The sequence below is a fragment of the Tundrisphaera lichenicola genome, from assembly GCF_051175385.1.
Classification (GTDB): domain Bacteria; phylum Planctomycetota; class Planctomycetia; order Isosphaerales; family Isosphaeraceae; genus Tundrisphaera; species Tundrisphaera lichenicola.
On sequence record NZ_CP195106.1, the window covers coordinates 5,833,064 to 5,845,790 of the forward strand.

The 12,727-nt window shown below is 63.8% G+C and carries 9 protein-coding genes; 3 read left to right on the plus strand and 6 right to left on the minus strand.

The window, feature by feature from the left end; all coding sequences use genetic code 11:
• Nucleotides 1–118 precede the first annotated feature (118 nt).
• A complete protein-coding gene (locus P12x_RS22900) occupies nt 119–2,635 on the minus strand; it encodes an arylsulfatase (protein ID WP_435007238.1) in 2,517 nt (838 codons plus the stop codon).
• Nucleotides 2,636–3,271: 636 nt separating this feature from the next.
• On the opposite strand from P12x_RS22900, the gene P12x_RS22905 reads away from it, so the two are divergent.
• Nucleotides 3,272–4,492, plus strand: a complete 1,221-nt coding sequence (locus tag P12x_RS22905; protein WP_435007239.1) for an FG-GAP repeat domain-containing protein — start codon at nt 3,272–3,274, stop codon at nt 4,490–4,492.
• A 29-nt stretch (nt 4,493–4,521) separates the two neighbouring features.
• Nucleotides 4,522–5,007 (plus strand): hypothetical protein, encoded by a 486-nt coding sequence (locus P12x_RS22910; RefSeq protein ID WP_435007240.1) that lies wholly within the window; start codon nt 4,522–4,524, stop codon nt 5,005–5,007.
• Between the two features lie 103 nt (nt 5,008–5,110).
• Here P12x_RS22910 and P12x_RS22915 read toward each other — a convergent pair whose 3' ends face one another.
• The 5 genes from P12x_RS22915 to P12x_RS22935 all read right to left on the minus strand — a co-directional run bounded on the left by P12x_RS22915 (nt 5,111) and on the right by P12x_RS22935 (nt 11,444).
• Nucleotides 5,111–5,788: a PEP-CTERM sorting domain-containing protein gene (locus P12x_RS22915; protein WP_435007241.1), complete on the minus strand. Its 678-nt coding sequence runs from the start codon at nt 5,786–5,788 to the stop codon at nt 5,111–5,113.
• Nucleotides 5,789–6,122: 334 nt separating this feature from the next.
• The gene (locus tag P12x_RS22920) at nt 6,123–7,469 is read right to left on the minus strand and encodes a tRNA modification GTPase (protein ID WP_435007242.1); all 1,347 of its coding nucleotides are present in this window, start codon (nt 7,467–7,469) and stop codon (nt 6,123–6,125) included.
• Nucleotides 7,470–7,485: 16 nt separating this feature from the next.
• Entirely contained in the window at nt 7,486–8,139 is a 654-nt protein-coding gene (locus tag P12x_RS22925) for a hypothetical protein (RefSeq protein ID WP_435007244.1), read from the minus strand.
• 43 nt (nt 8,140–8,182) lie between these two features.
• Entirely contained in the window at nt 8,183–10,480 is a 2,298-nt protein-coding gene (gene yidC / locus P12x_RS22930) for a membrane protein insertase YidC (protein ID WP_435007245.1), read from the minus strand.
• A 70-nt stretch (nt 10,481–10,550) separates the two neighbouring features.
• Nucleotides 10,551–11,444 (minus strand): metallophosphoesterase family protein, encoded by an 894-nt coding sequence (locus tag P12x_RS22935; RefSeq protein ID WP_435007246.1) that lies wholly within the window; start codon nt 11,442–11,444, stop codon nt 10,551–10,553.
• A gap of 257 nt (nt 11,445–11,701) precedes the next feature.
• Between P12x_RS22935 and tsaB the strand changes: the two genes are divergently transcribed.
• On the plus strand, nt 11,702–12,388 hold the full coding sequence (tsaB, locus tag P12x_RS22940; RefSeq protein WP_435007247.1) for a tRNA (adenosine(37)-N6)-threonylcarbamoyltransferase complex dimerization subunit type 1 TsaB: 687 nt from the start codon (nt 11,702–11,704) through the stop codon (nt 12,386–12,388).
• Nucleotides 12,389–12,727 lie beyond the last annotated feature (339 nt).

Here is a 12,727-nt window from a genome sequence, read left to right on the forward strand (position 1 = left end):
TCAAGGTGATCGCCGCCGCGCAACTCTGGATGTACGGCGGCGACGCGGAGGGTCGATCGAACATTCGCGGGCCGATCGGGGAGGACGCGACCTACGCGATCCCCGAGCGACCCGGCGGTTACTCCCTGGTGGGGTTGTTCCGGCTCGCGGATTCAAGCTTCTTGATATCTTCGGGCGAAAGCTGCGGACGTTCCACCTTGATCTTCATCGAGTTGAGCCTGGCGGTGAGGGGAAACGGGGGGGAATAATCCCCGTCGTTCACCCCAGTCAGGGTGTCGGAGCCGATGTCGAAGGCCTCGTCCCACTGCAGGATCATCCCCAGAGTCTTCTCCATCCGTTTCGTCGCGACATCCTTGCCGTCTACCTTGAGCGTGCCGGTGCCGGGACGGCCCAGCCCGCTCATGTTATTATAGGCGAGCGTTCCCACGCCGAGGCCTTCGTACCGGAAATCAAACTCGAGGCTATGCCGGCCGGGCTTGAGCGCCTCCGGGCCTTCCCACTTGATCCGTTCCAGGTCCAGCAAGTTCCAGAGGAAGACCGGCTTGCCTTCGAGCAGGTAGAAGCCATAGCCGGCGAACCGGCCGCCGGAGGTGAGGATCATGCCCTCGGCTCCGCCGGGAGGGACCTCGATGTCGGCGGTGATGGTGTAGGAGGTGTTGAGCAGAAGCGGTGAATCGCCCTGCGGAAGTCCGGTCATGGGCCTGGTGTAGACGAACTCCGAGCGACCGGCGGTAATGTTGGGCCGTGGCGCGACGACGCGAGTTGCCACCGAGGCATCCATCGGGAAAACCTGATATTTTTTTGCTTCCTCGATGAATTTCCGCTTCATCTGCTCGACCTTGTCCGGATGCTCGTCGGCAATATTCCGGGATTGGCTGAAGTCCGCACTCAGGTCGTAGAGTTCGAGGATCTGGTTGTTGAGAGGGTCGGCATTGGCCGCGCCATAGGCTTCCCACGGCGCCCGGTTCACCTTGGTGCTCAAGAGCCATCCTTCGTGATAGAGCGCCCACTGGCCCATCATCTCGAAGTACTGGGTCGTGTGCCTCGATGGTTCTTTGGCGTTCTTCTCGTCGAACGTATAGGCGAAACTCGTGCCCTCCATGGGCGTCTGTTTGATGCCATCAACAAACTCAGGCGCCGGGATGCCTGCCACTTCGAGGAGGGTCGGCACCACGTCGATGACGTGTGAGAATTGCTCTCGGAGCCCGCCCTTGTCCTTGATCTGGCCGGGCCAGGAGATCGCCATGCTCTGTCGAACGCCACCGAGCTTCGAGGCGTTTTGCTTGAACCAGGTGAATGGGGTATCGAAGGCCCAGGACCAGCCGGCAGACATGTGGTTGTAGGTCTGCTCGGAGCCCCACACGTCGTACCACTTCATCTGCTCCTCGACGGGCATCATGTTGACACCGTTGAAGAACGCGACTTCGTTGGGTGTCCCGAGCGGACCCCCTTCGGCGCTCGTGCCATTGTCGCCGTTGATGTAGATGATGATGGTGTCGTCGAGCTTGCCCATGTCCTCGACGGCCTGGATGATGCGGCCGATCTCGTGGTCGTTGTAGGCCACGAAGGCGGCGAAGACTTCCGCCTGCCGGATGAAGAGCTTCTTCTCGACGGGCGTGCAGTCGTCCCAGTTCTTGATGAGCTTCGTCGGCCAGGGCTCGAGTTGGGTGCCCGGCGGGATCACTCCCAGTCGCTTCTGGTTCTCGAAGATACGATCGCGCAGCTCGTTCCAACCGGCGTCGAACAGATGCATCTCGCGGATCTTGTCCACCCATTCCTTGGTCGGATGATGGGGAGCGTGCGTGGCCCCGGGGGCGTAATAGCAGAAGAAAGGCTTGTCGGGCTGGATCTGGTTGATGCGATTCAGGTAATCGATGGCGTCGTCCGCCATTTCAGTGACCAGATTCCAGCCCGGCTCCCCCTTGAAAGGATAGATCTGCGTGGTGTTGCGAAACAGGTTGGGCTGCCACTGGTTGGCGTCGCCCCCGATGAAACCATAAAAATAATCGAAGCCCATGCCGATCGGCCACTGATCGAATGGCCCGACCTGGCTGGCCTCGAAGGCGGGGACATTGTGATCCTTGCCGAACCATGATGTGGCGTAGCCATTCTCCTTGAGGATACGGCCGATCGTAACCTTGTCCTTGGGGATGATGCTGTTGTAGCCGGGGAATCCGGTGGACTGTTCCGAGATCACGCCGAAGCCGGCCGAGTGGTGATTCCGGCCGGTGATCAACGCGGCACGCGTCGGCGAGCAGAGCGCGGTGGAGTGGATGTTATTGTAGCGCAGGCCGGTCTTCGCGACCCGATCCATCGCCGGCGTCGGGATGACCCCTCCGAACGTGCTCGGCACGCCGAAGCCCGAGTCGTCGGTCATGATCAGCAGGATATTCGGCGCCTTTTTGGGCGGCACGATCCGCGGGGGCCACCAGGCCTTGGATTGCAGGGCCACCTCCTTGATCAGGCCGCCGAACTCCAGGTCCGGTGCCGGCAGTCGTACACCGGAAATCGTCGCCGTCGCGCTCGGCGATGCCGGCTTACCTTCGACAACCTGGGCTTCGAGTGATGCGCTGTAGGCAAGAACGGCAGCCGTCACCACGAGCCGGAGCGACCGACCAGGCATTCGCCATTTCATCGAACTATCTCAATAAGATATGCGGAGGCACGGGTGCCCGGAGGCCGAGCGCCGATCCTCCCGGGCGATCACAAGTGATCCGTGAACAGAGTCTAATTTCAAATCTACACGAGCGGTCATGGCGGGGCCAGGGCCGCCACCCACCCTCCCCGATTTCTGGGATCGGTCGAGAATTCCACCGGGGCTCAGCCCTCAATTTTCGCACAACTCACCGGCAAAGTCCCACTCCTGCAACGCCCGCCCATCGATCCCTCGGCCGACGGTTCTTCGCGTGGAGTGGCCATTTCGATGTCCATGAAGGGCCGTCGTGTGGTGGTCGAGATGCTTGGAGCCCGCGGATACGTCGGTCGTAACACGGCGCCGGGGCGTCGAATTACCCGTCGCCCTCGAGACTCCGGCCCGCTCTCCTCGCCGGAGTTCGTGAGAATTGGAGTTCCCCGCCAACTCTCAGATCCCCTGCCGGTCAGCGGCGCAACCTGGAATTCCTGAATCAGTCCCGAATTTCTTGGTGCCCTCTCAGTGCCCGGACCGCAGCCGGGATCCCGAGGCATGTCGTGGTGCCGTGACCGGCTCGGTGGTAAGGTGAGAGTTTCGGTCAACCCATTCGACGATTCATGACTCAGAGGAGCAACGATCATGGGCTTGCGAATCTGGACGCTGGCCGCACTCGGCCTCTCGGCGATCTCTCCCGCCTTCGCTGCGGAGGAGGAGACTCCAATCTCCTGGAAGAAGACCGTGATCGAGGGCCGGTTCCGCTCCGAGGGCGTGGCGGTGGCCGACGTCAACAAGGATGGGAAGCCCGACATCCTGATCGGAGACTCGTGGTACGAGGCCCCGAGCTGGAGCAAGCACGATATCCGCAAGCCCGGCGACTTCGGCGACGGCCTCCGGAGCTACAGCGAGTGCATGGCCTGCTGGGCCGACGACATCAACGGCGACGGCTGGGCCGACCAGATCGTCGTCGGCTTCCCGGGCAAGGCGGCCTACTGGTACGAGAACCCCAAGGGCGCCTCGGGCGAGTGGGCCAGTCACGAGATCTGGCCGAGTGCCTGCAACGAAACCCCGCTGTACACCGACCTCCTCGGCGACGGGAAGAAGGTCCTCGTCATGGGCTGGCAGCCCCAGGGGAAGGCCGACGAGGGGCAGATGGCCTACTTCACCCCATCCTCCAACGCTTCCGAACCCTGGGAGATGCACCCGATCAGCGAGGCGGGCACCCCAGGCAAGGGCATCCCGGGGACTCAGCAGTTCTCGCACGGGCTGGGGGTTGGCGACCTGAACCACGACGGCCGCAAGGATGTGATCTGCACCGGAGGTTGGTGGGAACAGCCCGAATCCGCCCGATCGGCGAGCACGCCCTGGACGTTCCACCCCGCCAGCCTGGGCGATGCCGTGGCCGACATGATCGCCTACGACGTGACCGGCGACGGCAAGGCCGACGTGATCGCCAGCTCGGCGCACAAGTTCGGGATCTGGGCCTTCGAGCAAGGTGCCAACGAGGGGGGATCGCCCACCTTCACCAAGCACGAACTCTTTCCCGAACTGGTGTCCGAGACCCACGCCCTGATCGCCGCCGACATCAACGGCGATGGCTTGAAGGACCTCGTCACCGGCAAGCGGTTCTGGTCGCACGGTCGGGCCGAGCCCGGATCCGAGAAGCCCGCCTATCTCTACTGGTTCGAGGCCAGCAAGGGGGCCGACGGCAAGATCAGCTTCACCCCCCGCGAGATCGACGATCAGAGCGGGATCGGCACCCAGTTCATGGTCCTCGACTTCAACGGCGACGGCCTGCTCGACATCGTCTCTTCGAATAAGAAGGGCGTCTTCCTCATCGAACAGTCGCGAGCCGGGAAATAACCCCGGATCGACCTCACAGGAACCTCATCATGACGCCCCAAATCGGCCTGTTGCTCGGATGCTCGCTGGTTCTCATCGCCGGTTGCGATGAGCCCAAGCCCAAGCCGAAGCTCCAGACTCGCGAGACGATCGGCAAGACCACCCAGGAAGTCCGCAACCTCAAACCCGAGCTTGCCCAGGGGGGGCAGGTCACCGACGGCAAGATCCACGCCGAGGATTACATCACGATCCAGGCCGATGCCTACCGGACCAGCGTGGCCAACATCGCCAAGATGAAGGTCAAAATGGACATGGACCTCTACGAGGCCTCGAACGGCGAGAAGCCCAAGACCTACGAGGAGTTCATGGACGTGATCATCAAGAAGGGCAAGCCCGACGGGATCCAGTTGCCGATGCTGCCGTATTATCAGGAGTATGGCTACGACCCGGACAAGATGGAACTCGTCGTGATCGAGTATCCCGAGAAGAAGAAGGCCATGGAGCTCCAGAGCGACAAGGAGCTGGGGCGGAAGTAAGAATGGGTTCGATGCAAATGACGAAGCCTCCGATCGTCCCGCGGTGGGACGGTCGGAGGCTTTTCGCATCGATCCGGCACGATCCAGGTTCGCCGTCGGGTAATCAAGAACCGAGGCGATTTCGGACCCGCCGGACCATCAGGCCGACGGTCCCGGCGATCCCGATCAGGGCGAGGCTGGAGGGCTCGGGAACCGCGGCATTCGGGATCAGGACGGGAACCTTGTCGCTCCCGCCACCGGTGAAACCCCGGAACCGCACGACGAAGGGCTGATAGCCCTGGCCAGCACCATTGCCGGTGGACAGGGTATTGAGGAAGCTCGCATCCGTCAGGGAGGTCAGGTTCGTGCCGGTCAGGTGAAAGACGAAGGTGCCGGAGGAGCCGATGGCGATACCTTTCGACGGAGGACCGCCTCCTTCGAAGGAACCGCTGGTGCTGGCCCCGAAGTCGAACTGCCCGAAGGGTGAACCGCCCACGTTGTTGTTGTCCAGGCCCAGCAAGCCGAAATTCGCAGGATGTAAGGAGAGCGAAACACCGGTGATCGAATCACCCGGATTATTCAGGACGAACGCCGTGAGATAGCCTCCCGCATTCGTGCTGGTGTTCTTCAGTGTGATCGTCAGGGTCGCGGTCGTGGCCATTTGGTCGGTCACGTTGAGGGAACCTGTGTAGTTGCCCAGATTGCTCGTGCTGTTCGAGGCATCACCCGTGAGGAAGGCCGACTGCGAGGACGAGGCCGCGAGGACACAGGCCGCCAGGCCGAGGCCGAGAGCTTTATGCATCGACTGATTCCCAAAAGAAGGCGGGTTCCGTTCCGGTCGAGTGGCCCCTCATTTGGGGTGCGTGCCATCGACCACGGGTAGATTATGGTCCGCCCTCGACGATCTCTCGAATGTCGATAACAAACTCCCTCGCCCGTGTTTATGGTGCAACTTCGGGTGTTGATTCGAGCCCACTCCGGGCCGATTCGCCGGGCCGGGAATCACCACCGCAAGTTATCGGCGTATGGGCATGTTGTCGCCGGAACCGGAAGGACTTCGACCGTGAAATCGGACGATCAGCTTCGAACGTCCCAACCTGACATGTTTCGATATTTATCGAAAAAACAACTTACGATCATTTCCCGATGCAGAAGCGTCGGAAGATCCGGTCGAGCAGGTCCTCGGTGACGACCGCCCCGACGACCCTGCCGAGTTCGTCGAGGGCTTGCCTCAGGTCGACGGCGACCAGCTCGTCGCCTCCTCCGAGTCGGAGCGTCTGCGAGGCGGACCGGAGCGCGATCCCGGCCCCTCGCAAGGAATCTCCGGATCGGGCCGCGGTGCCGGCCGGGAGGTCGCCGGCCGTCTCCGCCGACCGGATCGCCCGGCCGATCTCCTCCCGAAGTTGCGCAACCCCTTCGCCGTTCGAGGCACTCGTCACGATCCAGCCCGCCGGATCGGTCGGGGGGGCCAGGTCGGCCTTGGTCCAGACCGCGAGCGCCGGACGAGCCTGGTTGGCCGGGAGCAGTCCCGATCCCTCGGAGTCGGCCGATCGGCATTCGAGGATGAGGTCGGCCTGATCCGATTGCCCGCCTCGGGCGGACTGGGCCTGCTCGTCGATCGCCGACCGGGCCGACTCCTGGCCGGCGGTGTCGACGAGGTCGACCGCCAGGCCTTCACCGTCGCAGGAGGCTTCGAGATAGTCGCGCGTGGTCCCCGCGACGGGCGAGACGATGGCCCGATCTCGACCGAGCAAGGCGTTGAAGAGGCGACTCTTGCCGGCATTGGGCGGGCCGACCAGGACCACCCTCGGTCGGCCGTCGCCGCGTTCGCGGCCTCGGAGCCGGTTGGCCAGGCGTTCGACCTCCTCAGCGGCCCGGTCCAGCGATCCGGCCAGCCGGTCCTGGCCGATCGGGTCGACGTCGGGCTCCTCGGAAAAATCCAGGTTCGCTTCGAGGTGGGCCAGGACATCGGCCAGATGATCGCGGAGTTTCTCGATGGGGGAGGCCAGGCCGCCGGCCAGTTGCCGGAGCGCCGCGTCGAGCTGAGCGGGGTTCCGGGCCTCGATGACCCCGAGGACCGCCTCGGACTTCGTGAGGTCGATACGCCCGTTGAGGAACGCCCGGAGGGTGAACTCCCCCGGTTCGGCCAGCCGGGCCCCTCGGGCCAGGCAGTGGGTCAGGAGTTGTCGGAGGATCGGCGGCGATCCGACCGAATGAATCTCGACCAGGTCTTGTCCGGTGTACGTCCGTGGTCCTGGCCAAAGCGAGATCGCCAAGTCGAGAGGTCGCCGTAGGCCATCGACCCGGATCCGGCCGACTTTCCGAAAGGCCAGGACCGGGATGTCCGGGCCGGACTTCGGATCGAAGCCGTCCAGGGCGATCGACCAGGAGTCCGGACCGCTCAGCCGGACCATCCCCCGGAGGCCCGCACCCGGGGGACTGGAGATGGCGGCAATCGTGTCGATCGGGTCGAGGTGATTCAAGGAGGATCGCTTCGACTTAGGTATACGGCAGATTATGGAGGAGCGATTCGAACCTGGCACGGAAGATGCGCGAAGGCTGCCGCGCGAGGTGTGCTAGCAGGAAAGGAGGCCAGAGAAAATGGACCATCTGGACGACCTGAAAGGACTGGGTCCTGACCTGCGGGTTGGGGCTATTAACGAGGAAGCTGGCGGCAAGTAGTGGGGCAGCCGTGACCGCGATCAGGGCGAGCCCCACCATCATCCATCCCACGATCAGCGGCCCTCGGGAGCCGACCCGCATCCGGTAATCGATCTTCGTCCGGGAGCCTTCGGGGGCGAGCCGGATCCGACCACCCCGGAAGCCGAACTGGCTCGGCCCGGCCGACTCGATCACGATCTCGCGAGGGCTACTGGCGACGATGAGAATCGGATAAAGGGCCACCAAACCTTCGCGAGCGAGGAGTCCTGTAAGCCGTGTGGAGAGTTCTTCGGGATTCCCATCGATCTCGACCTCACCAACGATCGACCCCGGATCAGGAACGTCCTCGATGCCGAAACGCTGAGAAGGCATCCTCGACGACTTTCGCCAGTCTCGCTCGGCTCGGAGCATGGCAATCAGGCCGGCAAGCCAGGCGAAGGCCCCTACCGCCGTAACTCCGATCACAACTCGACTGGCGATCTCGGGGTCCATGAATTGACTCCCGAATCTATTGAACCGGTGGCACCAGTTCGGATTAGCGACGCTTGCCGGGCCGGGGCTTGGGACGGCCCCGATCACGATCCCGCTCGCGGTCCCGGTCGTCGTTCCGGATCGTCTTGTCCTGGGCGGCTTCTTCGAGGAGTTTCTCCAGCCGCTTGCCAACCCAGCCCTGGACACCCTTCGCGTTGACCGCGTTCCCGCCCGGTCCGGATCCATTGCCGGACGGTCCTCGCCCGTTTCCCCCCGGCCCGCCGCCGGGCCCTCGCCCCTTGTCGTTCCCCGTAGTGTCATCTTCCAGGGGGACGGTCGGGGTCTTGGACATGAACTTGGGCAGGAGCAGACGCTCGCCGATCTGCCAGAGGCTGCTGGTGATGAAGTAGAGGCCCAGCCCCGAGGGGACTTTGTAGAACATGAAGGCCATGAAGACCATCATGTATTTCATCATCTTCTGGTTCATCTCCGCTTCCGGCGTGGTCGGCGGAGGGGAGAACAGCTTGGTCTGGATCAGCATCAACGAGACGACCAGGAACGGCAGGAGGTTGAAGTACTCGCCGACGAACGGGAGGGTCATCGGGAACTTGAACAGCATGTCGGGCGCGGCGAGGTCGCGAATGTAGAGGAACGTCGAATGCCGGAGCGCCACGCTGTTGTTCAGGCTCTGCCAGAGCCCGACGAAGATCGGCATCTGGATCAGGGCGGGCAAGCAACCGGCCGCCGGGTTCACCTTGTGCCGCTTCCAGACGGCCATGGTCTCGCGGGTCAGGGCTTCCTTGTCGTCCTTGTACTTCTCCTTGACCTCCGCCAGGACCGGCTGGAGATCCTGCATCTTCTTGGCCATCATCGCCTGCTTGCGGCCGAGCGGGAACATGATCAGGCGGACGGTCATCGTCAGGAGGATGATCGCGATCCCGTAGTTCCCGTTCTTCCAGCCGAACATCCGAGCGACCGACTGGGTCAGGGCGTAGATCCGGTCGAGCAGCGGTGCGATGACGCTCTTGGCCAGGGTCGCGGCGAAGGGGATCGTGATCCACTGATTCTTCCGGTACGAGGAGAGCTCATCCGCCTCGTATGGGAGGAGGGCCGCCGAGACCTTGGGGCCGGCGTAGACTTGATAGGTGTGGACCACCTCGCCCAGGTTGGGGCCGACCACGATCGGCTTGGAGAGGATCTCGACGCCGACGTCCGACTTCTGCGTCTCCTCCTTGTTGAGGCCGAAGACCACCGGCCCCGACTCCTGATCCCACCGGGACTCGTTGGAGGTGGGGATCGGCCAGGGCTCCACGAAGGTGGCGAAGTATTGATTCTCGACCCCGGCGAACTTCAGGGGGAGCGCCGAGTAACGATAGGCGGGGTCGTTCTCGTACTTGACGACATCGCTCGACGAGAGGGTCGCGACATCGGTCGAGGCTCCCTTGACCTGCCCCACGAACACGTCGCGGAAGGTCGAGGTGTACCAGAGCCCCTCGATTGGGATCCCGTGCGGGCCGAACAGTCGATAGGAGAACTTGGCGTCTTCCTGGCCGGAGAACTTGAGCTCGACCTCGAATCCGTCCTGCCCCTTCCAGATCCGATAGGTTTTGGTCACGGTGACCGGGCAGGCCCCGCCCTTGGTCCGGAAGGCGATCTCCTGGAACTCGGTCTCGGCCTTGGTGATCGGGTTGGGCCGGGTCGAGGTCCGGACGATCGGGGCATCGTCCGAATCGCGGACGACTTCCCAGGGGATCTTGTCCAGGAAGGCTTCCAGCGGGCCGGCGGTCACGGCCGGTTCCTCGGCGGCGTCCGGGTCCAGCCTGGCGGGGGCGGATAGGGTCATCGAGAGCGAGCCGGGGGCGTCGGACTTCGGCACGTCCCCGATCAGCTTGAGACGCGGGAGTCGACCCTTGGGCCGGGGGGCACCGGGGTCGATCTCGGCCTCGAATCGGGCCGAGGTCGCCGACTGGACCGCGGCCCCCTCCTGGTTGAGGACCAGCCTGAGCCGATAATCCGACGGGTCATCGGTGGCGTCCGAGCCCAGGACCAGTGCGGCGGGATCGACCAGCTTCGGCCCCGAGGGCGGTGGAGGGGTCGCCGCTTCCGCGGGAGGAACGGTATCTTCCGGGGCGAACGGTTTGTCGGGCAGTTCGCCGGCCGCGACCGAGGGAGCGGCGTCATCCTTCGAGGCCGCGGGCTCGTTCTTCTCGACGGGCTCGTTCTTGGCGAGGGCGGGAGCCTTCTTGACCGCGGGGGGAGACGGGGGCGGCAGCCAACCCGCCTTCTCCATGGCGAACTGGATCCCGTAGACCGACCCGAGGGTGAGTACCAGGGTGAGTACTAGCCGCTTCTCGCTGCTCATCGTGGAGGAGACCTTGGCCGAAGGGAGGGCGCGAGTCTTGAGTCCGATCGGGCCCTTTCGGCCCGATGGATCAGCGGCCCTGGCGGAGCCGGTCGCCCAGGAAAGGTTCGAGTTCCGAGATCTCGTAGATCTTCTGGATTGTTTTCTCGTAGTCGTACGGCAGGCGACGGAACGTCACCCGGACCGGACCGGTCGAGGAAGGCCGGGGCGCGGGGATGATCGGCTCCTCGCTCGTGTCGGGATCCTGGCCGGGGGCGGGGAACGTGGGACGCACGAACTCGACGGTCGGCGGAGCCTCCACCGTGGCCACCGGGCTCGCACCGATCCCGTCTTCCAGGATCGTGTAGCAGGCCCTCGGATCGCCGTCTCGCGGCTGGCCGACCGAGCCCACGTTGATCATCAACTTGCCGTCGCCCAGGGTATATTCGTTGTCGATCTCTTCCGGGGCGTAGAACTGATAACCCTCGGTGAAGACCCCCGGGACGTGCGTATGCCCCTGGAAACAATATCGTTCCACCAACTGGAACAGCCGCTCCATCTTCCGATGGTTATAGATGTCCTCGGGGAAGATATACTCGCTCAGGGGATTCCGGGGCGACCCGTGAACGAACAAGAATGTGTCCTGGCGATGGCTCCGGGGGAGCATCCCCAGGAATTCCCATCGACGTTCGTTGTTCGACCGATCGTTCGGGCTTTCCAGTTGTTCGCGCGTCCAGAAGATCGCCCGTTCCGCCCCGATATTGAATCCGTCCGGGTCGAACATCGCCCCCTGGTCGTGGTTGCCCAGCAGGGTCACCGAGCAATTCTCCATCACCCGGTCGATGCACTCTCGAGGATTGGGGCCGTATCCGATGATATCGCCCAGGCAGAAGATCTCGGTGATCCCCTGGGCCTTGATATCTTCGAGCACCACTTCCAGGGCCTCGAGATTTCCGTGGATATCACTGATCAGGGCGCGGCGCACCGGGTGGAACCTCCGACATTAGGGGGGCAGACTGCGAGACGAGGAACCATTCGGCGAGGTTACCGGCATGTACCGATCGAGTGAAGCCGCAATTAGATTAGGATAGACCTCGGCAGTGTCGACGGTCAAGGCCAACACCCATCCGTCCGGATGATTCGACCCTCCCGCTCGGACATCGCGTTGATAATCGGGAATCGACCGAAATTGTGACCAATAAAATTGTTCCGCGGACGAAAATTGGCCAGGAGCCAGGAATCTTGAATATTCTCGCCATCGATACCTCGACGCTTCGGGCCGCCGTCGCCCTGGGGCGAACCGGCGAGCCGGCCCTCATCGCGCCGTCCGACCCCGAACGTCGCCACGGGCGGGGTCTCCTGCCCTCCATCTCGGCCTTGCTGGATACCGGGGGGATCACCGCGGGCGACCTCGATCTGATCGCCGTGGGGGTGGGGCCGGGCTCGTACACGGGCCTTCGGATCGGCCTGACCGCGGCCAAGTGCCTGGCCTTCGCCGTCGGCAAGCCCTTGGTCTCCTTCGACAGTCTCGAAGCGATCGCGCGGAATGCCCCCGAACAGCAACTCCGGGTTGCGGTGGCGGTCGACGCCCAGCGAGGAGACGCCTACGTCGCCGAGTTTGCCCGCGAAGAGCCCGGAAGCCCCCTGCTCCGTCGAGGTCCCACCCGGATCGAGTCGCTTGCCACCTGGCCAATCGGCCTCGATCCGGGCACGCTGATCCTGGGCCCCGCGCTGGATCGCCTGGCGGTCGAGTGGCCTTCGAGCGTCCTGCTCGGGGATGTCGACCAGGGGCATCCCGAGGGTTCTCGATTGATCGCGCTGGCAGGCGAGTCCCTGGAAGCCGGCCGGATGGCCGACCCTTATTTCCTCGAACCGATGTATCTCCGTCGAAGTGCCGCAGAAGATCAGTGGGAGCGTCGGAAACCCTGACCGAACCATCGATAAGGGCGATTCAGCGGGCCGCTTCCGACTCCCCGAGGGGCCAACTCCCTGCCCTCGCCCTCCCCGCCCGGTTCGAGGAGAGGAACTTCCGATTCGCCCCGGAATCGATGCCCGATCCGGCGCCAAGCCCTCCTCCCCCGGAGCTTCCCGGGCCGGGGGCCTCCGCCGATTTTTCGCGATTCCTCCCCAATCCATCGCGCCACCTTCACGAACTCGACACGTTCCGTCGGACAATAGCACATTCTCGCTCGCGGACATATATCCAAGATCTGGCCCGTCCGGGCCACCCCGCGCGAACCTCGAGTGCCTGACCCGTCGGGTTCTCGC

Excerpts from the sequence above, each read along its gene's own strand:
- P12x_RS22900 (WP_435007238.1), bottom strand. The coding sequence starts at position 2,635 with ATGAAATGGCGAATGCCTGGTCGGTCGCTCCGGCTCGTGGTGACGGCT.
- P12x_RS22905 (WP_435007239.1), top strand. The coding sequence starts at position 3,272 with ATGGGCTTGCGAATCTGGACGCTGGCCGCACTCGGCCTCTCGGCGATC.
- P12x_RS22910 (WP_435007240.1), top strand. The coding sequence starts at position 4,522 with ATGACGCCCCAAATCGGCCTGTTGCTCGGATGCTCGCTGGTTCTCATC.
- P12x_RS22915 (WP_435007241.1), bottom strand. The coding sequence starts at position 5,788 with ATGCATAAAGCTCTCGGCCTCGGCCTGGCGGCCTGTGTCCTCGCGGCC.
- P12x_RS22925 (WP_435007244.1), bottom strand. The coding sequence starts at position 8,139 with ATGGACCCCGAGATCGCCAGTCGAGTTGTGATCGGAGTTACGGCGGTA.
- yidC (WP_435007245.1), bottom strand. The coding sequence starts at position 10,480 with ATGAGCAGCGAGAAGCGGCTAGTACTCACCCTGGTACTCACCCTCGGG.